The organism is Paraburkholderia sp. J7 (genome assembly GCF_905220155.1).
In the GTDB taxonomy this organism is placed as follows: domain Bacteria; phylum Pseudomonadota; class Gammaproteobacteria; order Burkholderiales; family Burkholderiaceae; genus Paraburkholderia.
Window position 1 is genome coordinate 158,996 of record NZ_CAJMYZ010000013.1, and the last position, 24,282, is coordinate 183,277.

At 65.5% G+C, this 24,282-nt stretch carries 22 protein-coding genes, 1 tRNA gene and 1 riboswitch; of the genes, 15 read left to right on the forward strand and 8 right to left on the reverse strand.

Going from position 1 to position 24,282, the window contains the following annotated elements; all coding sequences use genetic code 11:
- Window positions 1-102 precede the first annotated feature (102 nt).
- The 4 genes from U5A58_RS21990 to U5A58_RS22005 all read left to right on the forward strand — a co-directional run bounded on the left by U5A58_RS21990 (window position 103) and on the right by U5A58_RS22005 (window position 4,695).
- Window positions 103-867: a response regulator transcription factor gene (locus U5A58_RS21990; protein ID WP_321962995.1), complete on the forward strand. Its 765-nt coding sequence runs from the start codon at window positions 103-105 to the stop codon at window positions 865-867.
- A 12-nt stretch (window positions 868-879) separates the two neighbouring features.
- Entirely contained in the window at window positions 880-2,526 is a 1,647-nt protein-coding gene (locus tag U5A58_RS21995) for a sensor histidine kinase (RefSeq protein WP_321962996.1), read from the forward strand.
- A gap of 322 nt (window positions 2,527-2,848) precedes the next feature.
- A complete protein-coding gene (locus tag U5A58_RS22000) occupies window positions 2,849-4,507 on the forward strand; it encodes an MFS transporter (protein ID WP_321913726.1) in 1,659 nt (552 codons plus the stop codon).
- Window positions 4,508-4,618: 111 nt separating this feature from the next.
- Window positions 4,619-4,695: transfer RNA gene (locus tag U5A58_RS22005), tRNA-Met, on the forward strand.
- A 67-nt stretch (window positions 4,696-4,762) separates the two neighbouring features.
- Here U5A58_RS22005 and U5A58_RS22010 read toward each other — a convergent pair.
- Entirely contained in the window at window positions 4,763-5,635 is an 873-nt protein-coding gene (locus U5A58_RS22010) for a LysR family transcriptional regulator (protein ID WP_321962997.1), read from the reverse strand.
- Between the two features lie 133 nt (window positions 5,636-5,768).
- Here U5A58_RS22010 and U5A58_RS22015 point away from each other — a divergent pair, with 133 nt between their 5' ends.
- The 3 genes from U5A58_RS22015 to U5A58_RS22025 all read left to right on the forward strand — a co-directional run bounded on the left by U5A58_RS22015 (window position 5,769) and on the right by U5A58_RS22025 (window position 9,468).
- The gene (locus U5A58_RS22015; RefSeq protein ID WP_321962998.1) at window positions 5,769-7,094 is read left to right on the forward strand and encodes an MFS transporter; all 1,326 of its coding nucleotides are present in this window, start codon (window positions 5,769-5,771) and stop codon (window positions 7,092-7,094) included.
- Window positions 7,095-7,176: 82 nt separating this feature from the next.
- Window positions 7,177-8,370: a M20 aminoacylase family protein gene (locus tag U5A58_RS22020; protein ID WP_321962999.1), complete on the forward strand. Its 1,194-nt coding sequence runs from the start codon at window positions 7,177-7,179 to the stop codon at window positions 8,368-8,370.
- Window positions 8,371-8,376: 6 nt separating this feature from the next.
- A complete protein-coding gene (locus tag U5A58_RS22025) occupies window positions 8,377-9,468 on the forward strand; it encodes a M14 family metallopeptidase (RefSeq protein ID WP_321963000.1) in 1,092 nt (363 codons plus the stop codon).
- 55 nt (window positions 9,469-9,523) lie between these two features.
- Here the strand turns inward: U5A58_RS22025 and U5A58_RS22030 are convergent, their stop codons facing one another.
- Window positions 9,524-10,540 (reverse strand): sensor domain-containing diguanylate cyclase, encoded by a 1,017-nt coding sequence (locus U5A58_RS22030; protein WP_321913721.1) that lies wholly within the window; start codon window positions 10,538-10,540, stop codon window positions 9,524-9,526.
- 162 nt (window positions 10,541-10,702) lie between these two features.
- Entirely contained in the window at window positions 10,703-11,416 is a 714-nt protein-coding gene (locus tag U5A58_RS22035) for a FadR/GntR family transcriptional regulator (RefSeq protein ID WP_321935170.1), read from the reverse strand.
- Window positions 11,417-11,516: 100 nt separating this feature from the next.
- Here U5A58_RS22035 and dgoD point away from each other — a divergent pair, with 100 nt between their 5' ends.
- On the forward strand, window positions 11,517-12,665 hold the full coding sequence (gene dgoD, locus U5A58_RS22040) for a galactonate dehydratase (protein ID WP_158758581.1): 1,149 nt from the start codon (window positions 11,517-11,519) through the stop codon (window positions 12,663-12,665).
- 48 nt (window positions 12,666-12,713) lie between these two features.
- Here the strand turns inward: dgoD and U5A58_RS22045 are convergent, their stop codons facing one another.
- On the reverse strand, window positions 12,714-12,950 hold the full coding sequence (locus tag U5A58_RS22045; RefSeq protein WP_321963001.1) for a hypothetical protein: 237 nt from the start codon (window positions 12,948-12,950) through the stop codon (window positions 12,714-12,716).
- On the opposite strand from U5A58_RS22045, the gene U5A58_RS22050 reads away from it, so the two are divergent.
- On the forward strand, window positions 12,949-13,248 hold the full coding sequence (locus tag U5A58_RS22050; protein WP_321963002.1) for a hypothetical protein: 300 nt from the start codon (window positions 12,949-12,951) through the stop codon (window positions 13,246-13,248). The genes U5A58_RS22045 and U5A58_RS22050 overlap by 2 nt on opposite strands.
- A gap of 28 nt (window positions 13,249-13,276) precedes the next feature.
- On the opposite strand, the gene U5A58_RS22055 is transcribed toward U5A58_RS22050, so the two are convergent.
- Window positions 13,277-14,203, reverse strand: coding sequence for a copper resistance D family protein (locus tag U5A58_RS22055; protein WP_321963003.1), 927 nt, complete (start codon window positions 14,201-14,203; stop codon window positions 13,277-13,279).
- Window positions 14,204-14,845: 642 nt separating this feature from the next.
- Here U5A58_RS22055 and U5A58_RS22060 point away from each other — a divergent pair.
- The 4 genes from U5A58_RS22060 (at window position 14,846) to U5A58_RS22075 (ending at window position 19,775) form a co-directional block, all read left to right on the forward strand.
- Window positions 14,846-15,613, forward strand: coding sequence for a c-type cytochrome (locus U5A58_RS22060; protein WP_321913718.1), 768 nt, complete (start codon window positions 14,846-14,848; stop codon window positions 15,611-15,613).
- 22 nt (window positions 15,614-15,635) lie between these two features.
- The gene (locus U5A58_RS22065; RefSeq protein ID WP_321913717.1) at window positions 15,636-16,931 is read left to right on the forward strand and encodes a cytochrome c; all 1,296 of its coding nucleotides are present in this window, start codon (window positions 15,636-15,638) and stop codon (window positions 16,929-16,931) included.
- A 316-nt stretch (window positions 16,932-17,247) separates the two neighbouring features.
- Window positions 17,248-17,868, forward strand: a complete 621-nt coding sequence (gene trhA, locus U5A58_RS22070; protein WP_321913716.1) for a PAQR family membrane homeostasis protein TrhA — start codon at window positions 17,248-17,250, stop codon at window positions 17,866-17,868.
- 257 nt (window positions 17,869-18,125) lie between these two features.
- Window positions 18,126-19,775: a DEAD/DEAH box helicase gene (locus tag U5A58_RS22075; protein ID WP_321963004.1), complete on the forward strand. Its 1,650-nt coding sequence runs from the start codon at window positions 18,126-18,128 to the stop codon at window positions 19,773-19,775.
- Between the two features lie 66 nt (window positions 19,776-19,841).
- On the opposite strand, the gene U5A58_RS22080 is transcribed toward U5A58_RS22075, so the two are convergent.
- Window positions 19,842-20,675, reverse strand: coding sequence for a ferritin-like domain-containing protein (locus U5A58_RS22080; protein ID WP_415774274.1), 834 nt, complete (start codon window positions 20,673-20,675; stop codon window positions 19,842-19,844).
- Window positions 20,676-21,326: 651 nt separating this feature from the next.
- On the opposite strand from U5A58_RS22080, the gene U5A58_RS22085 reads away from it, so the two are divergent.
- On the forward strand, window positions 21,327-21,524 hold the full coding sequence (locus U5A58_RS22085; RefSeq protein ID WP_028205977.1) for a hypothetical protein: 198 nt from the start codon (window positions 21,327-21,329) through the stop codon (window positions 21,522-21,524).
- A 293-nt stretch (window positions 21,525-21,817) separates the two neighbouring features.
- Here the strand turns inward: U5A58_RS22085 and U5A58_RS22090 are convergent, their stop codons facing one another.
- The gene (locus U5A58_RS22090) at window positions 21,818-22,195 is read right to left on the reverse strand and encodes a hypothetical protein (RefSeq protein WP_321963005.1); all 378 of its coding nucleotides are present in this window, start codon (window positions 22,193-22,195) and stop codon (window positions 21,818-21,820) included.
- A 199-nt stretch (window positions 22,196-22,394) separates the two neighbouring features.
- On the opposite strand from U5A58_RS22090, the gene U5A58_RS22095 reads away from it, so the two are divergent.
- Window positions 22,395-23,081, forward strand: coding sequence for an HAD family hydrolase (locus tag U5A58_RS22095; protein WP_321963006.1), 687 nt, complete (start codon window positions 22,395-22,397; stop codon window positions 23,079-23,081).
- A 92-nt stretch (window positions 23,082-23,173) separates the two neighbouring features.
- On the opposite strand, the gene ribB is transcribed toward U5A58_RS22095, so the two are convergent.
- The gene (gene ribB / locus U5A58_RS22100; RefSeq protein ID WP_321963007.1) at window positions 23,174-23,893 is read right to left on the reverse strand and encodes a 3,4-dihydroxy-2-butanone-4-phosphate synthase; all 720 of its coding nucleotides are present in this window, start codon (window positions 23,891-23,893) and stop codon (window positions 23,174-23,176) included.
- Window positions 23,894-24,058: 165 nt separating this feature from the next.
- Window positions 24,059-24,232: riboswitch (FMN riboswitch) on the reverse strand.
- Between the last annotated feature and the right edge of the window lie 50 nt (window positions 24,233-24,282).

Here is a 24,282-nt window from a genome sequence, read left to right on the forward strand (position 1 = left end):
ATTTCGGGAGACCGCCGCGCGTCGCCTGGCCGCGCCTTCAAAGACGCGGCGCGGCGCCGGTGCTACGAGGTCAAAGGGCCTCGAAGGCGACGTTGGCGCAACATGCGAATCCTCATTGCCGAAGACGACAGCATACTCGCGGACGGGCTCGTGAGATCACTCCGCCAATCGGGCTATGCCGTTGATCACGTGCGTAGCGGCGTGGATGCCGATACTGCCTTGTCGATGCAGTCGTTCGACCTCTTGATCCTCGATCTGGGCCTGCCGAAAATGCCGGGCCTCGAAGTGCTGCGCCGTTTGCGCGCGCGCAATTCCAACCTGCCCGTGCTGATCCTCACCGCCGCCGACAGCGTGGACGAGCGCGTGAAAGGCCTCGACCTCGGCGCCGACGACTACATGGCCAAGCCCTTCGCGCTCAACGAACTCGAAGCGCGCGTGCGTGCACTCACGCGCCGCGGCGCGGGCGGCGGCCCGACCGTGGTGCGGCATGGCGCGCTCTCGTACGACCAGGTGGGGCGCATCGCGCGCATCAACGACCAGGTGCTCGATCTTTCGGCACGCGAACTGGGCGTGCTCGAAGTGCTGCTGCAGCGGCTCGGGCGGCTCGTGTCGAAGGAGCAACTCGTCGATCACCTGTGCGAATGGGGCGAGGAAGTCAGCAACAACGCCATCGAGGTCTATGTGCACCGGCTGCGCAAGAAGCTGGAAACCGGCGGCGTGCGCATCGTGACGGTGCGCGGACTGGGCTACTGCCTCGAAAAGGAGGCGAAGGAAACGCACGCCGGCGCCAGCCAGCCAGGCGCCCGCGCCGAGACCGGCGCACCCGACGCCACGCCGGCGATGCCCGCCAGCCACTATTTCAAATAGGCGGAGTCGAAGATGGCCGGGCGTCCTCCCATCGCGCGCGCCGTGCCGCCCAAGGGCGCCGCGAGCACAGCCGGCGAAAACACGTCGGGCGCGTCCGCATTCACGGCCGACGCCCTCGACGACGACGCGCGCGACGCCCGCTACGCCAACCCGTTCGCCCCGCCCGACGAAGCCGAAGCCGCCGCCGAGGCACGCCCGCGGTCGCTTTTCGGCGAGATTCTCGACTGGATGCTCGCGCCCTTGCTGCTGCTCTGGCCGATGAGCATCGCGGTCACGTATCTCGTGGCGAAGTCGATCGCCAACGGCCCCTTCGACCGCGCGCTCGAAACCGACGCCTATGTGCTCGCGCGCCAGATCCAGCCCGTCAACGGCGTGGCCGAACTCACACTGCCCGCCTCCACGCGCGACTTCCTGCGCGCCGACAACGTAGACAGCGTGTTCTACCAGGTGCTCGGCAGCCGCGGCGAGCTGATTGGCGGCGATCGCGACATGCCGCTGCCGCACGACGACGACCGCCCGCCGCCCGGCCTCGTCGAGTTCCGCGACGACACGCTGCGTGGCATCGATATCCGCGTCGCCTATACGACGGTGGAGCCGACGCACCTGAGCGCCGGCGACCGGCCAGGTCAACCGGTGCTCGTGCAGGTCGCGGAAACGCTCGACAAGCGCCGCCAACTGGCCAACGACATCATCAAAGGCGTGATCCTGCCGCAGTTCGTGATCCTGCCGCTCGCGATCCTGCTCGTGTGGTTCGGTCTCTCGCGCGGCCTCGCGCCGTTGCACGCGCTGCAGTCGAACATCCGCATGCGCCGCCCCGACGATCTTTCGCCGCTCGAAGCGCGCCGCGCGCCGCCTGAAATCGAGCCGCTCGTCACCTCGTTCAACGACCTGCTCACGCGGCTCGAACAGAACATGGAGCTGCAAAAGCGCTTTATCGCCGACGCCGCCCATCAGATGAAGACGCCGCTCGCGGGCCTGCGCACCCAGGCCGAACTCGCGCTGCGCCAGGACGCGCCTGCCGAAGTGCACCGCTCGCTCGAGCAGATCGCGACAAGCTCCGAGCACGCCGCGCGGCTCGTCACGCAGCTGCTCGCGCTCGCGCGCGCGGAAAACCGCATGTCCGGGCAGATCTTCACGCCTGTCGACGTGGCGGACGTGGCGCGCCACGCCGTGCGCGACTGGGTGCAGCCGGCGCTCGCCAAACAGATGGACCTCGGCTACGAAGGCCCCGAAACGGCGTATGGGAGCGAGCAGGACGAGGACAGTTCGGCGGCGCGCGTCGAAGTGGACGGCAACCCGGTGATGCTGCGCGAGATGCTCTCGAACCTCATCGACAACGCGATCCGCTATACGCCTGCGGGCGGGCGTATCACCGTGCGCGTGCGGCCGGAACCCGCGGCGGGCGTGGTCCATCTCGAAGTGGAAGACACGGGTATGGGCATTCCTGCCGCCGAGCGCGAGCGCGTGTTCGAGCGCTTCTACCGCATTCTCGGGCGCGACGGCGAAGGCAGCGGACTCGGGCTCGCGATCGTGCGCGAGATCGCCACGATGCACGGCGGCACGCTCGCTATCGACGATCACGTCTATCAAGACACGCCGCGACTCGCCGGGACGCTCGTGCGAGTGACGCTGCGGCTGCGGCAGCGCGCGCAAGCTTGAGCGGCATCGCCGACGCTTAAGCGGCAAAACCACCCGAAAACTGACGGATCACGTCAGAAAAGCGGGATGGGACTTACCCTTATCCGATACGCAATACGCAAACTCAATTTCGCGCGTTAAAAGATATTCGACCATCAATGCACGAACTTAGTGAATGGTTTGCCGAACATAACTGATTAGACCCCACTCCGACACTTCCCTCAGAAACCCACACGCGCGTCAGAAGCCCGTAAGTTTCCATTCCAATAATGCTCCGCAGGACCGCGGGTCTTAAGCGTCGCCTGCCCGACGGACCACACGCATATCAATACTGGAGACATCTATGGCAACCGTTGGCGGACAAGTCTCGCACGCGCCGATGACCCGCGACGAAAAACGCGTGATCTTCGCGTCGTCGCTCGGCACCGTGTTCGAGTGGTACGACTTCTACCTGGCCGGCTCGCTCGCGGCCTTCATCAGCAAGAGCTTCTTTTCCGGCGTCAATCCCACGGCCGGCTTCATCTTCACACTGCTCGGCTTCGCAGCCGGCTTTGCCGTGCGCCCGTTCGGCGCGATCGTGTTCGGGCGCCTCGGCGACCTCGTGGGCCGCAAGCACACGTTCCTCGTCACGATCGTCATCATGGGTCTCTCGACCTTCGTGGTCGGTTTCCTGCCCGGCTACGCCGCAATCGGCATTGCGTCGCCGGTGATCTTCATCGCCATGCGTCTGCTGCAGGGTCTCGCGCTCGGCGGCGAGTACGGCGGCGCCGCGACGTATGTCGCTGAACATTCGCCGCCCGGACGTCGCGGTTTCTACACCGCGTGGATCCAGACGACCGCCACGCTTGGCCTCTTCCTCTCGCTGCTCGTGATCCTCGGCGTGCGCACGTTCGTCGGCGAAGAGCAGTTCGCCGCATGGGCCTGGCGCATTCCGTTCGTCGCCTCGATCCTGCTGCTCGCCGTTTCGGTGTGGATCCGTCTGCAACTCGACGAATCGCCGGCGTTCAAGCGCATCAAGGCGGAAGGCAAGGTCTCGAAGGCGCCGATCAAGGAAGCGTTCGGCCAGTGGAAGAACCTCAAGGTCGTGCTGCTCGCCCTCTTCGGCCTCACGGCTGGCCAGGCCGTGGTCTGGTACACGGGCCAGTTCTACGCGCTCTTCTTCCTCACGCAAACGCTGAAGGTGGACGGCGCCAGCGCCAACATCCTGATCGCGCTGGCGCTGCTGATCGGCACGCCGTGCTTCCTGTTCTTCGGCGCGCTTTCGGACAAGATCGGCCGCAAGCCCATCATCATGGCTGGCTGCCTGATCGCGGCGCTCACCTACTTCCCGATCTTCAAGGCGATCACGCACTACGCGAACCCGGCGCTCGAAGCCGCCACGCAGCGCGCGCCGATCGTCGTGATCGCGAATCCGGCCGAATGCTCGTTCCAGTTCAACCCGGTTGGCACCTCGAAGTTCACGAGCTCGTGCGACATCGCCAAGAGCGCGCTCTCGAAGGCTGGCCTGAACTACGAGAACGTGGCCGCTCCGGCTGGCACGCTCGCGCAGATCAAGGTGGGCGACACGACCATCGACACGTTTGACGGCCGGGCGCCGGGCGCCAAGGAAGCCGGTGCGCTGTTCGAGAAAACGCTCGCGGCCACGCTGAAAGCGGCGGGCTATCCGCTCAAGGCCGACCCGGCGCAGCTCAACTGGCCGATGACCGTGGTGATGCTGACGATCCTCGTGATCTTCGTGACCATGGTGTACGGGCCGATCGCGGCGATGCTGGTGGAGATGTTCCCGACACGCATCCGCTACACCTCGATGTCGCTGCCCTATCACATCGGCAATGGCTGGTTCGGCGGCTTCCTGCCGGCGACGGCCTTCGCGATCGTGGCGGCGCGAGGCGATATCTACTCGGGCCTCTGGTATCCGATCATCATCGCGCTGGGCACCTTCGTGATCGGCATGCTGTTCGTGAAGGAAACCAAGGACTCGGATATCTACGCGCAGGATTGAGGCTGTGAACGCCGCCGGGCGGGGCTCTTCGCCCGGCGACTGCCTTCTCTGCAAAAAAGATGACGAAGGGGGTTGACAGCTTCGGGCCGAGTCGCGATAATTCTCTTCTTCGGCGAATTAGCTCAGCCGGTTAGAGCGACGGAATCATAATCCGCAGGTCCGGGGTTCGAATCCCTGATTCGCCACCAGTTGCAAAAGAAAGCCGCTGTCCCACAAGGACAGCGGCTTTTTTCTTTTCTCCGCCCAATCCCCCCATCAAACCGCCGCCACGAGTTGTTGCGCGATCAACGCCGTGATGTGCTTCTTCTCGTGCTCCGCGCGCTCGAGCATCCCCACGCTGCGAAATTCCGTCTCGCCCGGCAAGGACAGCACGCGCAGGGCCTCATCGTGCGCCCAGTTGGCGTTGCGCAAGAGCGGCACGACGGTCACGCCCACACCCTGCCTCACCAGCGCCGCTACGCCTTCCAGTGAACTGAGTTCGAGAAACACGTTGACCTTGTAGCGCCGCCGGCGCAACGCGCGGTCGATCAGAATGCCCGTTCGCTGCGTGCTGTCGAAGCGCAGGAACCGTTCGTTGCTCAGCAGTTGCGCTACCGAACCCGATTTCAGGCTCGCAGGCACCAGCGCGACAACAGGCTCGGTGTACAGCGGCGTCCAGCGCACACGCGCCGAGCGCCGCCCGGGCGTATCGACGAGCACGGCGCAATCGATCTCGCCCGCATCGAGTTGCGCGGCGAGTTCGATCGACCGCGCCGTCACGATGCGGATCTCCAGGCTCGGCCGCGCGGTCTTGAGCTTCGCCACGGCCTGAGCGAGCGCACTCACGGCCGACTCCACCGCGCCGATCGTGACCGGCCCCGTCTGCGCTTCGACTCCCGCCGCCAGCATGCGCATCGCCTCGTACTGCGCGAGCATCGCCTGGGCATGCGGCAGAAGCGCCTTGCCCATGGCGTTGAGCACGACCGTGCGCCCTGCCCGGTCGAACAGCTGCTGGCCGAAGGTTTCCTCGAGCGAGCGCATCTGCATGCTGATCGCCGACTGGGTCAGCGACAGATGCTCGGCGGCGAGCGCAAACGAGCCGTATCGGGCGATGGCGTCGAACGTGCGCAGCATTCGCAACGTACTCACAGGTTCATGTCCCCCAATTCATCAAAATTTCTGAAGTCTAATTTCAGAAAATATCACTTTTTTTTGATTGTCTGCGCAACCAGAATGATTCCACGCGAAAGCAGTCAGACCAACAACTGGAGGAGACGTCCGGATGGGGTTCTCAATTGAAACGGCCGGTGCAGCCACGCCGGCACACACCCAAAGCGCGGCGCGCCGTATCGACCTGCGTGTGATTGCGGTCGCAACCATCGGCAATGCGCTCGAGTGGTTCGACTTCACTGTGTTCACCTTCTTCGCCGCGGTCATCGCGAAGCAGTTCTTCCCGAGTGAGAATCCCACGGCCGCGCTGCTCGCAACGTGGACCACGTTCGGCGTCGGCTTCCTCACGCGCCCGCTCGGCGGCATCGTGCTCGGCAACTATGCGGACCGGCACGGCCGCAAGGCCGCCCTGCTCATCACGATCTTCGTGATGGCGCTCGGCGTGGCGGTCATCACGCTCGCGCCCACCTACGCGCAGATCGGGCTCGCTGCGCCGATCCTCATGCTCGTCGGGCGCTTTCTGCAAGGCTTCTCGGCGGGCGGCGAAGTGGGCAGCGCGACGGCGTTTCTGGTCGAGCACGCGCCTGTGGAACGCCGTGGCGTGTACGGCAGCTTCCAGATGATCGCGCAGGCCTGCGCCATGCTGCTTGGCGCGGCGGTGAGCGTCGCCATCACGCAGACGCTCACGACCGAGCAGATCAGCGCGTTTGGCTGGCGCATCCCGTTCGCGATTGGCCTCCTCATCGTGCCCGTAGGGCTGTACGTGCGCTCGCGCCTCGACGAGTCGCCGGTGTTCAGCGACGCGCGCCACGCGACGCACCCGAAACGCTCGCCTTTTCTCGAATCGCTGGTTTCGCACTGGCGTCAGGTGCTCGCGGGCTTCGGCCTGACGATATACGGCACGATCGGCACGTACCTCTTCTACTACTACATGCCGAGCTATGCCACGCGCTCACTCGGCGTGTCGTTCCAAAGCTCGGTGATCGCTTCGCTGTGCGCCGCAGTTGCGTATATCGTCGGCACGCTCGCTTCGGGCCGCATCTCGGACGCCGTAGGCCGCAAAAAGCCGATGGTGGCCTCGGCGGTGATCAGCCTGATCGTCGCGTATCCCCTCTTCCGGCTCGTGAGCGCCGTGCCCACGCTGCCTGTGCTGATCTTCGTGCAGTGCTGCCTGATGCTCTCGCTCGGCCTCTTTCAGGGCGCGTACTGCGCCTTCGTCTGCGAACTGTTTCCGGCGCGCGTGCGCGCCACGTCGCTCGCCATTGGCTACAACTTTGCGGTGATGATCTTCGGCGGTTTCGCCGGCGCGATCGCCACGCTGCTGATCGGCTGGACCGGCGACAAGCTCTCCGTCGTCTACTACGGCCTCTTCGGCGCAGCCGTTGGCCTCATCACCCTGCTCTTGCTGAAAGACCGCTCGCGCCAGCCTTTGCTATAGGCGACGCGACGCATTCACCATCCATCGCGCAGCCGTCCCGCGTACGGCTGCCGCGCATCATCACCGAAACGAAGGGAGTCTCATGACCATCATCGCCGAAATCGCCGCAGCCGAAGCCGAACTGCAAGCCATTCGCCGCGACATCCACGCCCACCCCGAATTGCGCTACGAAGAAGATCGCACGTCCGCGCTCGTCGCCGAACGGCTCGAATCGTGGGGCATCGAGGTCACGCGCGGTCTTGGCAAAACCGGCGTCGTCGGCGTGCTGCGCAACGGCACCGGCACGAAAACCATTGGCCTGCGCGCCGACATGGACGCGCTGCCGATCCAGGAGCTCAACACGTTCGCGCACGCATCGAAGCATGCGGGCAAGATGCACGCGTGCGGCCACGACGGCCACACCGCGATGTTGCTCGGCGCGGCGCAGCATCTGTCGCAGCATCGCAATTTCGACGGCACGGTGGTGTTCATTTTCCAGCCCGCCGAGGAAGGCGGCGGCGGCGCGAAAGCCATGCTCGAAGACGGCCTCTTCGAGAAGTTTCCCGTCGATGCGGTGTTCGCCCTGCACAACTGGCCGGGCCTCGCCGCGGGCAGCTTCGGCGCGCGCGTGGGTGCGACCCAGGCGTCGAGCAACGAGTTCCGCATCGTCGTGAAGGGAACGGGCGCGCACGCCGCCATTCCGCAAGACGGCATCGACCCTGTACTGACCGCCATGCAGATCGGCACGGGCCTGCAAAGCATCATGACGCGCAACAAGCGCCCGATCGACGCCGCCGTGCTCTCGATCACGCAGATGCAGGCCGGCGAGGCCGTCAACGTGATTCCCGACACGGCGACGCTGGCCGGCACGGTGCGCACGTTCTCGCTCGAGGTGCTCGATCTGATCGAGAAGCGCATGCGCGAGTTCTCGGAGGCGACGGCGGCCGCTTACGGTTGCACGGTGGAGTTTTCGTTCCACCGCAACTATCCGCCGACGGTCAACACCGAGGCCGAGACGCACTTCGCGCTCGACGTCATGAAGGAAGTCGTCGGGGCGAACCATGTGGTGCGCAATATCGACCCGACCATGGGCGCAGAGGACTTTTCGTTCTTCCTGCTCGAGCGCCCCGGCTGCTACGCCTATATCGGCAACGGCACCGACGGCGATCATCGCGCGCATGGCCACGGCCTCGGCCCGTGCATGCTGCACAATACGAGCTACGATTTCAACGACAACGTGCTTACGCTGGGATCGACGTACTGGGTGCGCCTCGTCGAGGCCTTCCTCACGAAATAAGCGCTCATGCCTTCCCTGTTCTCTACCACCTACAGCGAGGCGCGCGCCCGGTTCATGGGCGCCGCCGCCTCACGCGGCCTGGCGCTCGCGAGCCACGTCATCCCTGAAATGGAGGGACGCGAAGGCGAGGCGCTCGCAACCGACGTCGTCCGGCTCGGCCCCGCGAACGCGAAACGCCTGCTCGTGCTGACGTCCGGCACGCATGGCGTCGAAGGGTTTTGCGGGAGCGCGGCGCAAACGGCGTTGCTCGGCGACGCCGCGCTGCAGGCGCGCATCACCGCGCTCGGCGTGGCGGTGCTCGTCGTGCATGCGATCAACCCGTACGGCTTCTCGTGGCTCTCGCGCACGAACGAGGACAACGTCGACCTCAATCGCAACAGCATCGATTTCACGCGTCCGGTGCCGTACAACGAGGACTATGAGGCGCTGCACACGCTGCTGGTGCCTGCGCAATGGCCGCCTTCGGACAGCAACGCCGAGGCAATCGCGAGCTACATTGCGAGCCACGGCGAACCGGCCTATCAACGCGCGCTGACAACCGGCCAGTATCATCATGCCGACGGCCTTTTCTACGGCGGCGAGCGGCACGTATGGAGCACCCGCCTGCTGCAGACGCTGCTCGCGCAACACGCGAACGCGTGCGAGCAGATCGGCTGGATCGACTTTCATACCGGCCTTGGTCCGGCCGGACATGGCGAGAAGATCTGCGTGGGCCGCATCGATGCGGCGGAGCTGGCGCGTGCGCGTGCCTGGTGGGGCGCCGACGTGGCAAGCCCGCTCGACGGCTCGACGATCGCGTCGAACGTGGGAGGCCCGATTCTCGACACGCTGCGCACGACCTGCCCGCGCGCGCAGACAACGGCGATCGCGATCGAGTTCGGCACCGTGCCGCTAGTGCCAATGCTGCATATGTTGCGCGCCGATGTGTGGGTGCGCCGCCATCCGGACGCGCCGGAAGCCGCAGGCATTCGCGAGCAGATCCGCGCGGCGTTCTGCTTCGATGACCCGCTCTGGCAAGGGGAGATTCTCGGCCAGTCGCGCGCGGCCATCCTGCAAGGGGTGCTCGGCCTTTCGCGGATGCCTGTCGGCGGGCGTTAACTGCCGCTAACGGCCGCTATATCGTCTTAGCGAGTTTCGAGCGCCACTGCGGCGCTCATCGCACGCGCTTGCGCTCGCGCTTCGTTTCGTACATCGAACGATCGGCGTATTCGATCAGCGCCGTCATCTCGGTGCCGTCTTCGGGCAGGATGGCCACGCCTACGCTCACACCGAGATCGATGCGGTTCCCTTCAAACTCGAATGGCTCGCCCACCGTGTCCACAAGCCGGCGGCTGTATGCCTCCGCATCCCCGCGCCCCGCGATGCCGGGCAAGATCACTGCGAATTCGTCGCCGCCCACGCGCGCGGCCGTGTCCACGCGGCGGCTGTGGCGAGCGATGCGCGTCGCGGTCTCCCGGATCGCCGCGTCGCCGGCGCGATGGCCGTAGCAGTCGTTGATCGGCTTGAGGCCATCCATGTCGAGATTGAGCACGCCGAGTCCGCCCGACGAACGCACGGCGAGATCCACCGACTGGCGCAAGCGATCGTAGAAGAGCGCGCGATTAGGCAGCCCTGTGAGCGCGTCGTGCGTTGCACGCAAATAAAGCTCGCTCGTCTCGTGCCGCGCGGCATGGAACATGGCCGCGGCGATGAGCTCGGACATCAGCGAGAGCGTGCGGATGTCCTCGTCGTTGAAAGCATTCACTTCCGCATGCGTGACTTTCAAAACGCCAACGGTCGTCTCGAGGTGCTTGAGCGGCGTGACGATCATCGAGCGCAGGCCGGCGCGGCGGCAGGCTTCGCGGTCCACGCGCGGGTCGGTTTCGGCGTCGTCGCAGCGCAGGATCTCGCCCTCGCGCACGCACATGCCCGACAGACTCGTCTCGCGTGCAAGGCGCAAACCGAGCAGGTTCGCGACGCTGCCCGAAGCCGCGCGGTACACCATGTCCTCGCCTTCGGCGAGTTCGACGACGGCACCGTGCGCACCTGTGAGCTGCTCGGTGCGCTCGGCCACGTAGGCCATCACGCCGCCGAGATCGAGCCCGAGCTTCGCGATGTCCGACTGCGCCTTGATGATTTCCAGCAGGGTTGCGTTGTCCAGTTGCGTGTCTTTCGCTTCGTTGTTCTTCATCGCTTGACCGTTAGCCGTGCCTTTGACTTGCTGACGGCGCTGAAAGCCGAAGCGCCGTTGGATCGTGCTAAAGCATAGCAAACGTTGTTAATTGCGCCAGCGCAAACGTTTCACATCTTCGGTTCGCGGCGCCTTGCTGCAATTCGTTGCGGGCGCATCCACTCAGCCTTCGATACGCTCGCGCGTCACGCGCAACAGCGCCGCCATCGCGCGGCTCGCCGCAAGCGCGTCGCGCTGCGCGATCGCGTCGTATACGAGCGTGTGGTCGGGCAGCGCCGCGTTGAACACGTCGGCGCGCTTCGCATTCACGCGCAACTGGCCTTCGAGCGTGCGCTCGATCAGCGTGCCGAGCGGCACCAGCAATTCGTTGCGGCACGCCCCCAGCACCGCAAGGTGAAAGCGCAGGTCCGCGCGCACCCATTCGTCCACATTGCGCGCCTCGGCCATGGCCGCGTGCGCGGCGGCGATCGACGCCAGCGCATCGGCATCGTGCGCGCTCGCGGCCAGCCCGGCCGCGAATGGCTCGATCATTTCGCGCATTTCCTGGAGCTTGAGCGCGAACGCGAGCGGCGGCGCCACGCGCGCGTACCAGTCGAGCACGTCGGCATCGAGCAGGTTCCATGCGGCGCGCTCGCGCACACGCGTGCCCACTTTCGGCCGCGACTCCACGAGGCCCTTGGACGTGAGCGTGCGCAGCGCCTCGCGCAGCACCGTGCGGCTCACGTCGAAGCGCGCCATGAGCTCAGCCTCGCGCGGCAGGACCGCGCCGGGCGCGTGGTCGCCGCGCAGGATCGCGCTGCCGAGTTCGAAGGCCACCGTGCCGTGCAGATCGCGCTGAATGGCTGTTCTCCTGGATATTGGGAATCGACGCGAAATAATACTATTAATAGCACTTTAAGGCGAATTTTGCAGTAGCATGTGCTCCGAGACGCGCCGGGCATCCGTCCGTGCCGTGCGCCCTATCTGGAGACACCGCATGAAAATCACCAAGCTCGAAACCTTCGTCGTCCCGCCGCGCTGGCTCTTTCTGAAGATCGAAACGGACGAGGGGATCGTCGGTTGGGGTGAGCCGATCGTCGAAGGCCGCGCGCACACGGTCGCTGCCGCCGTCGATGAACTCGCCGACTATCTGATCGGCAAGGACCCGCTGTTGATCGAGGACCACTGGCAGGTGATGTATCGCGCGGGCTTCTATCGCGGTGGCCCGATCTCGATGAGCGCCATCGCGGGTGTCGATCAGGCGCTCTGGGACATCAAGGGCAAGCATCATGGCGTGCCCGTTCACGCGCTGCTCGGCGGCCAGGTGCGCGACAAGATCAAGGTGTATTCGTGGATTGGCGGCGACCGTCCGAGCGACGTGGCCAACAATGCGCGCGCCGTGGTCGAGCGCGGCTTCAAGGCCGTGAAGATGAACGGCTCCGAAGAGCTGCAGATCATCGACACGTTCGACAAGGTGCAAGGCGTCATCAACAACGTGGCAGCCGTGCGCGAGGCCGTGGGGCCGAACGTCGGCATTGGCGTGGACTTCCATGGCCGCGTGCACAAGCCCATGGCCAAGGTGCTCGCCAAGGAACTCGATCCGTTCAAGCTCATGTTCATCGAAGAGCCGGTGCTCTCCGAAAACGTCGAGGCGCTGCGCGACATCGTCAACCAGACCAGCACGCCGATCGCGCTGGGCGAGCGTCTCTATTCGCGCTGGGATTTCAAGCACATTCTCGCGGGCGGTTACGTCGACATCATCCAGCCCGACGCTTCGCACGCGGGCGGCATTACCGAATGCCGCAAGATCGCCGCCATGGCCGAAGCCTATGACGTCGCGCTCGCGCTGCACTGCCCGCTCGGCCCGATCGCGCTCGCCACCTGCCTGCAGATCGACGCGGTGAGCTACAACGCGTTCATCCAGGAGCAGAGCCTCGGCATTCACTACAACAAGGGCAACGACCTGCTCGACTACATCAGGAATCCCGAAGTCTTCAAGTACGAAGACGGCTTCGTTTCGATTCCGCAAGGCCCGGGTCTTGGCATCGACGTGAACGAGGAGAAGGTGCGCGAGATGGCGAAGACCGGTCACCGCTGGCGCAATCCGGTGTGGCGTCACGAGGATGGCAGCGTCGCCGAATGGTGATGCGCGGATGAACGTCGAACGCGCGGCACGCAACGTAACGTGATGCGCTTAACGCCGCGCGTTTCGGCGGCGTAACATTTCGCGCGGCTTTGCGCGCTCCGGCGCGCAGGCTAGCGAATCGCGCGAGCCGCTTTTGTCGTTTGCGCACACAGCCAGTTCATGGAAAACCGCGCCACTCAAGGCGCGGCCATCATCGCGCGCATACGCCGCCAGCGAACGCCACTCGCTGGCCTGCTCCTTGCTGATTCCTTTGCAACCCAATTCCGGCATTGCAAAGGTTTCCATGGACGCGTCGCTTCCCGACTATCTCATTCGCGAACAAGCCGCCGTCGGCGCACTCGTCGCCTTCGGCTTCATGCGCGTGCTCGCTGGCGCCATTGCCTTCATGCGCGGCTGGCGCATAGGCTGGGTGGAGTACGCCGCGATCGGCGCAGCAGCGCTGTGGTGCGCGCCGCAGCTGCTCGCGCTGATCGCGAATCCGTCGTCCGTGGCCGCGCTCGCGGAACTCGAAGGCAACGCCACGGGCTGCGCCATCGCCCTCTTCTTCGCACCGATCCTTAGTCACCGGCTCGGCTACGAGTAAGTGACAGCGCAGCCGCAGCGGCTACGTTTCAGCCCTGCAACACGTAGCCCGGCACGGTGTGCGCGAGCGCAGCGGCAGTCACCAGCACGCCGATCATCACGATCGCTTCGAGATGGATCACGTTGACGAAGCGTCGCGCCGCCGCTGTCGACGCCGCGCGCCGCAGCTCCGGCATCGCGACGAGCCGGTTGAAGCCACCCATCGCGAGCGCGAGCACGACGAGCGCAGTCTTGAGCAACAGCACTCGGCCCCACTCGCTGTTCATGATGGCCTCGAGCGAGCCGCCGCTGCCGCGCAGGGTGTTGAATACGCCCGTCGCGATCACGAAGCCCACCGCGAAGAACGCCACGTTCGAGACCTGGCCCGCCGTGCGGATCAGCACGCCGCGCGCCGTCGACGCGCCGAGTGCCGGCAGGACAGCCAGGCCGCCCGCCATGACAATGCCGCTCCACGCGCTGGCGCTCAGCACATGCAACGTATGAAGGCCGAGCGCCGCCGAGGCGAAGCCCGCGTCGGCGGCGTGCCCGAGCCCCGCGCGCCCCGCGGCGATGGCGACGAGCGCGAGCCACAGCACGCCGTCACGCGCCACGCTCGAGGCCGCGAACGCGCAGCCGAGCAGCACGAGCGCGCCCGCGAAAGCCACGGACCACGCGTGGCCGACATGCGTTTGCGACAGCACCGTGCCGACCACGCCGAACGCGCTCGGCAATGACTCGCCACTGACCGACGCGCTTTCGTAAAGCATCCACATGACGAGTGCCGCGACGAGCACGACCGCCGAGGCGCGAAGCGAGCGTTGCGCACGCAGCCATGCAAGGCGCGCGGGCGCGACGGCTGTGCGGCCGTCCTTGTCGAGCCACGCGCTGTAGAACGCCGAGCCGAGCGCGAAGGCGTAAGCAATGTTGACAATGGCCGCCATGGCGACCTGCCCGATCCAGAGCCAGTCAGCTTTCATCGGACCTCGCCCTCCCGCGTGTTGCGGGTCGCGCGGACTTCGCGCGGAGTGGATCGGTCGGCTTGATGCAACGCTTGATGCAACGATAGGGAAAGTGCAATTGGAGTCATCGAGACAAGTGGCAAGGAAACAACATGAAAACAGCAACGGCAGGACACCGACGCAGCACATCGCAACGCTACGCACGCCCGCAAGCGTGCCTCGTTCGATAGCCGCCGCACCAATCGGTTCAATGCGGCTTTAGCACTGGTTCGAAGCCGGTTCAACGCGGATTCCATGCGCGAGCATCGAGTCCGCGCACGCGACGGAATGCGGCTTCCGCATGCGCCCGGCATGAACTCGTACACGAACCCAGCAGCGAGCGGCTCGGCGAGTGTGGCGCGGGTGCGGGACAACCCCGTGTCACCGATCGGCGAACAGGTGCAGAATCATAACCGGCGCCGCCGCGACGATCGGCCGCAAGCACGTCGCGATGTCGCCACGAAGGTGTCGGAGGGCTCTTGTGGCGCATGCGGCAAATGGTCACTATAAGTTCCCGATGCTAGAATCTGCTGCGTCGCCGCAGCGCGCCCGGTCTTCTGCTTTCATCGCGCGCAGCCTGGAAGCCGGGCCGTTCGAAGCCTGGTCAGGTCCACGATAAAGATGGAGTTACGCGTGTCCCCAAGACGTATCTTCCGACCGCTCATTCCGCTCGTCGCGCCTCTGGCAGCAGCACTTTTGCTCGGGTCGACCAGCGTTCTCAGCGCTGCCTATGCCCAGACGGCGGCCTCGGCCCCGCAGCCCAGCGCCCCCGACACGATCGCCTCGCGCGTGCAAGGCTGCACCGCGTGCCACGGCTCGCACGGGCAGGGCACCGACAACGACTACTTCCCGCGTCTCGCCGGCAAACCGGCCGAGTACCTGTTCAACCAGCTAATGAACTTTCGCGAGGGTCGCCGCAAGTACCCTCCGATGAATTATCTGGTCACCTATCTCTCCGACGACTACCTGCACGAGATCGCGACGTTCTTCTCGCAGCAGCGGCCGCCCTACCCGGCGCCCGCGAAGCCTTCGGTCGGCAGCGACACGCTCGCGCGCGGCCAGCAGATCGTGCTGCACGGCGACCCGGCCAAGCAGGTGCCCGCCTGCGCGGCCTGCCACGGCGCAAAGCTCACCGGCATGGAGCCGGCCATTCCGGGTCTGGTCGGTCTGCACATGGACTACATCAGCGCGCAGATCGGCGCCTGGCGCTCGGGCTCGCGGCATGCGAAGGCGCCCGACTGCATGCATACGATCGCCACACGCCTCACCGACGAAGACGTGAACGCGGTCGCGGCCTGGCTCTCGACGCAGAGCGCGCCGCAGAACCCCGTGCCGGCGCCGGCTGGCTCACTCAAGACGCCGCTTGCCTGCGGCAGCGAACCGCAATAAGGCGCCGGGGGAGACAGCCAATATGAACCGCAAGTCCCTGTTCGCACTTTCCGCCGTCGTCGTGGCCGCCGCGGCGGCCCTCGTGCCGGTGCTCTGGTCGGGCACCCACTATCTGCAAAATGGCGCGGCGCTTGCCGCGACGCCCGTCGATCAGGCCGATCTCATCAAGAAGGGCGAGTATCTCGCGCGCGCCGGCGACTGTATCGCCTGCCACACCGTGCGCGGCGGCCAGATGTTCGCGGGCGGCCTGCCGATGGCTACGCCGTTCGGCACGCTCTACACGCCCAACATCACGCCCGACGACCAGTACGGCATCGGCAAGTGGAGCGCCGACGACTTCTATCGCGCCATGCACACGGGCCGCTCGAAAGACGGCAGCCTGCTCTATCCGGCCTTCCCGTTCGCGAGCTACACCAAGGTCACGCGCGCCGACGCCGACGCGATCTTCGCCTATCTGCGTTCGGTCCCGCCGGTCAACGTGCCTAGCCGTCCGCACGAGCTCAAGTTCCCGTTCAACAACCGGAACCTGCTGATCGGCTGGCGCACGCTGTTCTTCCGCGAAGGCGAGTACAAGCCCGATCCGACCAAGTCGGTCGAATGGAACCGTGGCGCGTATCTCGTCGAAGGCCTCGGCCACTGCGGCATGTGTCACACGTCCATCAACGCGGTGGGCGGCCCGGTCAACTCGGCGGCCTTCGCGGGCGGCCTGATCCCGCTGCAGAACTGGTACGCGCCGTCGCTCACGGGCAGTGAAGGCGGTCTTGGCGACTGGGACATCAAGGACATCGCGAGCCTCCTGAAGACCGGCGTTTCCCAGCGCGGCGCCGTGTTCGGCCCGATGGCGGACGTGATCCACAACAGCCTGCAATACCTCTCGGACGACGATATCCATGCGATGGCCTCGTATCTGAAGACCATCCCGCAGAAGAAGGAAGCGCCCGAAACGATGCAGATGGAGACTTCGGAGGCGTTCGGTGGCGAACTCTTGCAGCAAGGTCAGAAGATCTACCATGACCAGTGTGCAAAGTGCCACGCGGAGAACGGTCTGGGCATGCCGCCGAACTTCCCGCCGCTGGCGAACAATCAGTCGATCCAGATGCATTCGGCCGTGAATCCGATCCGCATGGTGCTCAACGGCGGCTATCCGCCGAGCACGGGGGGCAACCCGCGCCCGTACGGCATGCCGCCGTTCGCGCAGTCGCTCTCGAACCAGGAGGTGGCGGCCGTGGTGACCTTCATCCGCATGTCCTGGGGCAACAAGGGCACGCCGGTGTCCCCGCAGCAGGTTGCCGACCTGCGGTCGTCTCCGCTCGACTGACGCACTGTCGACCAGAGTTAGCGCTTCAGCGCTTACTCTGGTCCCATGCAGAGCAGCCCACCGCCGTTAGGGCTTCAGCCCTTACGGCGGTCCCACGCAAGTGGTTACTGTTATAGTGGCGGTTGCCTGATAAGGGCGCAGTCCGCGAAAGCGCGGGCTGCGCCCTTCGCTATTTGGCGCCGGGCCGTGTGGTGAAAACGGTTCCGTGGCCCGTCAGGCCGGGTTTTGAACGCTGCGCTCGAGCACGGCGCCGTACGGGGTGGAACCGTGTTCCAACGGTGCGCGTTGCGCTCAAGAAGAACAAGGAGTGGTCGTCATGCACGCCGGTGAGCGTCTGAACAGCATTACTCACCTCGTGGGCGCGATGTTGTCGGTAGCGGGGCTCGTCTCGCTCGTGACGCTCGCGGCGCTGGATCACGACGCGTATAAGGTCGTGAGCTTTGCGGTATACGGGGCGATGTTGTGCGCGCTGTACACGATCTCGACGCTGTATCACGGCGTGCGCGGCATCCGTCTGAAGGCAGTGCTGCAAAAGTGCGACCACGCGGCGATCTATCTGCTCATCGCGGGAAGCTATACTCCGTTCACGCTTGTGACGCTGCGCGGGCCTTGGGGCTGGTCGCTCTTCGGTGTGAGCTGGGGGCTCGCGGCGCTTGGCATCGTGCAGGAACTCACGCTCGGGCGGCGCACGAGAGTGCTGTCGATGGTGCTCTACGTGGTGATGGGCTGGCTCGCGGTGGTGGCGGTTCGCCCGCTCGTCGAGGCTTTGCCGGCAGCGGGCACGGCGTGGTTGCTGGCCGGCGGCGTCATATACAGCGTCGGCATTTATTTTTTCGTCAATGACGAGCGCATCCGGCACGGACATGGAATCTGGCATCTGTTCGTGCTCGCCGGGAGCGTTTGTCAATTCGTGAGCGTCGCGCGCTACGTCGCGTGACGCGTCAATGCGAAGGCATCGCACGGCCGCCGCAGTGTCCGCGGCCGCACGATGCAACTTAACGCCAGACGACGTGTCTTCCTGGACCCGTCCGTTCCATGAAGAAAAAACGCGGCGCGCGCACTGGCGCGCCGTCCGAACAACGCGAAGAAGCGGCTTCGCCGGGCGCATGTGAACCCGGCAACACCGCTTTGGCTGCGCAGCGCGCCCTCGGGCCGCGAAGCGACGCCCGCGCTACTGCAATACAACAGGTGTTTATGTCTTTCGATTCTCTCGGCTTGTCCGAACCGCTGGTCCGCGCAGTCAACGAACTTGGGTACAGCACGCCCACGCCGATCCAGGCGCAAGCGATTCCCGCCGTGCTCGGCGGCGGCGATCTGCTCGCCGGCGCGCAAACCGGCACCGGCAAGACCGCCGGCTTCACGCTGCCGATCCTGCAACGCTTGACGGACATGCCGCCGGCTGCGAACGGAAAGCGCGTGGTGCGCGCGCTGATCCTCACGCCCACGCGTGAGCTGGCTGCGCAGGTCGAAGAGAGCGTGCGCGCCTACGGCAAGTATCTGAAGCTCAAGTCCACGGTGATGTTCGGCGGCGTGGGCATCAATCCGCAAATCGACGCACTCAAGCGCGGCGTGGATATCGTGGTCGCGACGCCGGGGCGCCTGCTCGATCACATGCAGCAAAAGACGATCGACCTTTCGCAGCTCGAGATTCTCGTGCTCGACGAAGCCGACCGCATGCTCGACATGGGCTTCATCCACGACATCAAGCGCGTGCTCGCGAAGCTCCCGCCCAAGCGCCAGAACCTGCTCTTCTCGGCCACCTTCGCCGATGAGATCAAGGCGCTCGCCGACAGCCTGCTCGACTCGCCCGCGCTCATTGAAGTCGCGCGCCGCAACACCACGGCCGAAACGGTGGCACAAAAGATCTATCCCGTCGACCGCGACCGCAAGCGCGACCTGCTCACGCATCTGATCCGCCAGCACAACTGGTTTCAGGTGCTCGTGTTCACGCGCACCAAGCACGGCGCGAACCGCCTCGCCGAGCAGCTCACGAAGGACGGCATCAGCGCGCTCGCGATTCACGGCAACAAGAGCCAGTCGGCACGCACGCGCGCTTTGAGCGAGTTCAAGGACGGCACGCTCCAGGTGCTCGTCGCCACGGACATCGCCGCGCGCGGCATCGATATCGACCAGCTTCCGCACGTCGTCAACTATGATCTGCCGAACGTGCCCGAGGACTACGTGCACCGCATCGGCCGCACGGGCCGCGCGGGCGCGACGGGCGAAGCCGTGTCGCTCGTGTGCGTGGACGAGCATCAGTTGCTCAAGGACATCGAAAAGCTGATCAAGCGTGCGGTGCCCCAAGAGGTCATTGCGGGCTTCGAGCCGGACCCGAACGCAAAGCCCGAGCCGATCCAGCGCCGCAGCCAGCCGCAAGGCCGCTCGCCGCGCCAGGGGCAAGGCCAGGGCCGCGGTGCGTCGAATGGCGCAAATGCCGCGAACGGCGGACGCCCCGCGCAGGCGCGCGAATCGCGTGAGCCGCGCGGTGGTAATCGCGAAGGTGGCCGTGAAGGCAACCGCGAAGGCAACCGTGACGGTGGCCGTGAAAACAACCGCGCGCATGCAGCCAACGGCGGCGGCAACAACGGCCAGCGCCCGGCCAAGCCGGCATCGAATGGCGGCGGCGTGCGCACCGCCAAGCCCGTGAAACAGCAAGGCGCGAATCACGGCGCACAAGGCGCGCGCGGCGAGCATACGCGTCGCGAAAGCCAGCGCGGCGTTTCGCACGAAAGCGCGCTGGGCCGCCCGCAACAACGCAAGCCGCAGGGCAACCCGGGCGCGCTGCTCGGTGGCCGCCCAGGCGGCAATTCGCGCCGCGACGGCAACGGTCAGCGCGATCGCTGATCTTCGCGTCCAGCAACGAAAAAGCCCGCTCTAGCAGCGGGCTTTTTGTTTTCACGCGCTAACGTCTTAGCGGAAGAAGACGTGTTCCGTGATCTTCGCGAGCGGATAGTGCACGCCCGGCCGGATTTTCGCGGGCAGATTGAGCGGCTTGAGCAGCATCTTCACGCACATGTCGGCGGAAAGATTGTGGCGCACCAGCTTGTTCACGCGCGCGGTGAGTTCGCGGCTATAGGCCTCGTCGCGCACGCGGTCGGGGTAGCGGCCCGCGTACACGTGGCGCAGCGCGATCGCGGAATCCTCGTTCCTGATTTCCATCACGCGGCGCATGAGCGCGCCGAGCACGGCGAGACGCCCGTGCCCGTCTATCTGGTTGTACTTCTTGAAATACCTGAAAAAGTGCTTGTAGTGACGCACTTCGTCGCTGCGAATGTTGTCGGTGATTTCCTTGAGCACGGGCTCGTCCGAATACTCGCCAATCGCACGGTAGAGCGTGGCGGTGCCGGTTTCGACCACGCAGCGCGCGACCATTTCGAGCGCGCGCGTTTTCTCGAACTCCTCGAACGAACAGGTCTTCGAATACTCTTCGATGAAGGTTGCATACGCCGCGTCCCAATCGAACTCGGGCCACACGTACTGGATGTACGTTTTCAGCGCACGCCCATGTTGAAGCTCCTCGGGCTCCCATTCGCGGTTGAGCCACTCGGAGACCTCGGGGTCGCCTTTGAAGAACACGTTCAGGTTACTGGTGTAAAGGTCAGAACCGCTTTCGATGAAAGACGAGGCGGCGAGGAGCAGCATCAGGTCTTCGTTGGCGGCGGCACGTTGACGGTCGATACGTGTGAGATCGATGTCTTCGATGCGCCAGGGCATCTCATGGCAAGGCTCGTTTTCGTTACGCATTGTGTCCTACTCCCGAAGCGGTATCTTCGCTCACGACGCGCAGCGCGAAGCCGGAAGCCCCGAGGCCCGGCGGGCGGCGCCAGTCACGCGCGGCGAACATTACCAGCCATCCCTAATTCAATCTTAGCCGTAGTTTCGCGTAGCTGCAGTCACACAGCACAGACCGGGCCCGACCCTCACAGTTCCGGGAATAGACGACTTCTCCACATTACGTCATGTGACGCGCATTGGCCGCGACTGACCGGGACCGGCCGCGGCGCAAACGGAATACCCACTGGAAATACCGGCCCGCGATGCGTGGCGGATCGAGGCGCACTCGCCCGCGGCGTGCCGCGATGCAGTACGAACTTCAAGTGATTTCGCGAATCAGGACGGCTCGTGCCACCGCTGCAAGCGGGTTCGAATGTCAAAGGGAATATTTTTGGGGCGTGGTTTGTACAACGCAGCGGCGTTGACTACACTCCAGTTCCCCGAGGTAGATCCCGGGCTGGATGCCGTTTGGGCCGCGCACAGGCTGCCCGGGCGGCCGGTCCCTCCGGCCAGACGATTCTCCCCGGTCGCAGGCTTTCGCTCACACCACCGCATTCCTGTCGCTGCGCCGCCCTGCGGGCTGCAACCGGCGACCTCTGATGCGGCAACACGGAGAGAACGATGCTGAGTCCGCATGAATTCGCCACCCTGCTGCTAGTACAGGACGCCCCCAACCAGCTCGACATGGAACGAGAAGAACTGGACGCCTTGCTCGAACGACAGCTCGTCCAACTGGAGCGCCTTGCATCCGGCCTTCAGCAATGGCGACTAACCGAAATCGGCGACTCTGCGTTGCGCGCCATCAAACGGTGTTCGTAGCCTGATCCGGCGGGCCCGGTGCCCGCCCAGCCACAGGCTCCATTGCCCTCTATCGATTTGCGCGGACGTATGGATCGTCCGCCAGCCCGGCTTGTCGGGCACGTCCCCGATGCAGGCGCACGGCAGTAGACGTACGCGCCTGCAGTGCATGGTCACGCGGACCCGCGCGCTTCATGCCCGCGTGACCATTTTTTTGCGCCCTTGCACGCCCTCCCGCACGGCGCGCGTTGTTTCGCGCGACGCGTGCTTCTTCGCACGCGCGTAGACACGCGCCCTGCCACACCGCTATCCGCCTACCCCGCTCGCAGCGTAGGGTCGACCGCCGAGCGCCAGCTCAGCGCCTGCGCGCGCTGGGTATTGAGGAAGTTCACCCACTCGCCCCGCGCCTGAGCGTTACCGCTCTTGCCGAGCGTGGTGTATTGCTGCGCGAGTTGAGCCTGGAAGCCGCAAAACTGGTCCTGGGGCAGCCTGCCGCGCCGATTGGCGACCCAGGCGTCGAACATGGCCGCGTAGACGCCCGGCGCATACACGCCGAAATCGACCGCCTGGCCGCCGCACATCTGCTGCAAGGCGGCCAGCGACGGTGCGCGCCCCCCGCCTTCCGGGCCCGGCGGCGCGCCCACGCACCCCGCGAGCAGCATGGCCGCACCGATCATTGCAATTGCACGCATGATTGCCTCGTTATCGTTTTCGACTGGTTGGAACGACTGCATTCCGACTCGGTTATTCTCGCACCGCGCCGTGTACCGCGAGTGCGCTGCGGCCAAAAAGCAAAAGCACGTATGATTGGGGGTTTCCACCTTCCCGCCTGCCTGGCTCGGGCGCGCGCATCGGCCCTGGCCGCGCGTTACCCGGCCTCTCGTTTCACGCATGATCGACCATCTCATCTGCGACTGTGACGGCGTGCTCGTCGACAGCGAAGTCATTGCCGACCGCGTTCTCTTCGACACGCTCAGCAGCACCTTTCCCGGCATCGATTTTCACGCCGCCGTGAACGCGGCGTTCGGCCAGCAGACCTCGCGCTTTCTCGCCGATGTGGCCGCCCGCTTCGACCTCACGATGCCCGAGGACTTTCTCGAGACGATCGAACATCGTTGCGAAGCGGCCATTGCCGAGTCGGTGAGCCCGATCAACGGCGTGCGCGACGCCTTGCGCCAGGTGACGCTGCCCGCCGCCGTCGTGTCGAACAGCCGGCTCACGCGCGTGCACGCTTCGGTGCGGCGCGCCGGGCTCGACACGATCTTCGGCGAGCGTATCTTCAGCGCCGAGCAGGTCGCGCGGCCCAAGCCTTATCCGGACGTGTACCTGCACGCGGCGAAGCAGCTCGGCGTGGAGCCGGCGCGCTGCGTCGTCGTCGAGGACAGCATTTCGGGTTTGAACGCCGCGCGCGCGGCGGGCATGAAGACGATCGCGTTCGTCGGCGCGAGCCACATTCCTTCGGGCTACACCGACGTGCTGCGCGAGATGGGCATTACGCGCATCATGGCGCACATGGAAGAATTGCCGGCGCTCGTCGAGGCCGGTGTGCGCGGCGAATTCGGCGACGTGCAGTCTTGAGGCGGCGCGTGCGCAGACCGCACGAGCCTTAAAGAGAGCGAGACTCGGCGCCTGTCGGCGCCGCGTCTCTCATCTCGCTACTTCAGCGACCCTTAGGCCGGTTCGGCGCAGCGCTCGCGCGCCACAGCGAGCGATTCACGGAACGCCACCAGCTCGGCAATCGTGAGCATCGGCAGGTTGTGCAGCTTCGCGAAGTCGTCGACCTGCTTGCCGCGCGCCATCGTGCCATCGGGGTTCATCAGCTCACACAGCACGCCGGCTGGCGCGAGGCCCGCGAGCACCGCCAGATCGACGGTGCCTTCGGTATGGCCGCGACGCGCCAGCACGCCGCCGCGCTGCGCGCGCAGCGGGAAGACGTGGCCGGGACGCACGATATCGTCAGGCTTCGCGTTTGGAGCGATCGCAGCGCGGATCGTCGTCACGCGGTCGGCGGCCGAAACGCCCGTGCTCACGCCGTCGCGCGCTTCGATCGAGACCGTGAACGCGGTGCGGTTGCGGCTTTCGTTGTGGGCCACCATCGGCGGCAGCTCGAGCGCGCGCACTTTCTCGTCGGAGAGGCACAGGCACACAATGCCGCTGCATTCGCGGATGAAAAGCGCCATCGTTTCGGGCGTCAGGCGTTCGGCGGCGACGATCAGGTCGGCTTCGTCCTCGCGGTCGTGGTCGTCCTGCAGCACGACCGGGCGGCCTTCGCGCATGGCTTGCAACGCGGCGGCAATGCGCGGCGGCACCGGCTCGGAATCGATGAACGGGAGATCGGCGGCGGCGTCGAGCGGCGCGCCTTGGGATGCAGCGAGAGTATTACTGGACATGTGAAACGCTCCTCGCGAGAGTTAGGCGAAAAACGTTTCAGGGCATTGCAAACAGACAGGAATCCCCGGCACGCGTGATTCGGCAGGCACGCGGCACGCCCCAAAAAATGGGGACGCACGCGCATCGGCCGAAATACCGCGGCGGATGGGCAAACATGACCATCTGCACATCTTCTTCCATCCGGACTATGACCGTCGGCTCTGGCTTCACACCAGATCTGCTGACCCCGCGCATCACATCATGAAGCTCGCGCAGGCGCTCGCGGGCTCGTCGGCGTTGCCTTTCGGCGCGGCCGGCATACCGCCGGTGGGGAATTTCACCCCGCCCTGAAGACGCACTGATTACCGGATTAACCGGCGGGCAAAGGATACAACAGGCTGCAAAACCG

Coding starts and splice junctions, on each gene's coding strand:
- U5A58_RS22085 (WP_028205977.1), top strand. CDS start 21,327: ATGCTGAGTCCGCATGAATTCGCCACCCTGCTGCTAGTACAGGACGCC.
- U5A58_RS22025 (WP_321963000.1), top strand. CDS start 8,377: ATGCCTTCCCTGTTCTCTACCACCTACAGCGAGGCGCGCGCCCGGTTC.
- U5A58_RS22030 (WP_321913721.1), bottom strand. CDS start 10,540: ATGAAGAACAACGAAGCGAAAGACACGCAACTGGACAACGCAACCCTG.
- U5A58_RS22000 (WP_321913726.1), top strand. CDS start 2,849: ATGGCAACCGTTGGCGGACAAGTCTCGCACGCGCCGATGACCCGCGAC.
- U5A58_RS22055 (WP_321963003.1), bottom strand. CDS start 14,203: ATGAAAGCTGACTGGCTCTGGATCGGGCAGGTCGCCATGGCGGCCATT.
- U5A58_RS21995 (WP_321962996.1), top strand. CDS start 880: ATGGCCGGGCGTCCTCCCATCGCGCGCGCCGTGCCGCCCAAGGGCGCC.
- dgoD (WP_158758581.1), top strand. CDS start 11,517: ATGAAAATCACCAAGCTCGAAACCTTCGTCGTCCCGCCGCGCTGGCTC.
- U5A58_RS22060 (WP_321913718.1), top strand. CDS start 14,846: ATGGAGTTACGCGTGTCCCCAAGACGTATCTTCCGACCGCTCATTCCG.
- U5A58_RS21990 (WP_321962995.1), top strand. CDS start 103: ATGCGAATCCTCATTGCCGAAGACGACAGCATACTCGCGGACGGGCTC.
- U5A58_RS22065 (WP_321913717.1), top strand. CDS start 15,636: ATGAACCGCAAGTCCCTGTTCGCACTTTCCGCCGTCGTCGTGGCCGCC.
- U5A58_RS22045 (WP_321963001.1), bottom strand. CDS start 12,950: ATGGAAACCTTTGCAATGCCGGAATTGGGTTGCAAAGGAATCAGCAAG.
- ribB (WP_321963007.1), bottom strand. CDS start 23,893: ATGTCCAGTAATACTCTCGCTGCATCCCAAGGCGCGCCGCTCGACGCC.
- U5A58_RS22050 (WP_321963002.1), top strand. CDS start 12,949: ATGGACGCGTCGCTTCCCGACTATCTCATTCGCGAACAAGCCGCCGTC.
- U5A58_RS22090 (WP_321963005.1), bottom strand. CDS start 22,195: ATGCGTGCAATTGCAATGATCGGTGCGGCCATGCTGCTCGCGGGGTGC.
- U5A58_RS22015 (WP_321962998.1), top strand. CDS start 5,769: ATGGGGTTCTCAATTGAAACGGCCGGTGCAGCCACGCCGGCACACACC.
- U5A58_RS22080 (WP_415774274.1), bottom strand. CDS start 20,675: ATGCGTAACGAAAACGAGCCTTGCCATGAGATGCCCTGGCGCATCGAA.
- U5A58_RS22020 (WP_321962999.1), top strand. CDS start 7,177: ATGACCATCATCGCCGAAATCGCCGCAGCCGAAGCCGAACTGCAAGCC.
- trhA (WP_321913716.1), top strand. CDS start 17,248: ATGCACGCCGGTGAGCGTCTGAACAGCATTACTCACCTCGTGGGCGCG.
- U5A58_RS22075 (WP_321963004.1), top strand. CDS start 18,126: ATGTCTTTCGATTCTCTCGGCTTGTCCGAACCGCTGGTCCGCGCAGTC.
- U5A58_RS22095 (WP_321963006.1), top strand. CDS start 22,395: ATGATCGACCATCTCATCTGCGACTGTGACGGCGTGCTCGTCGACAGC.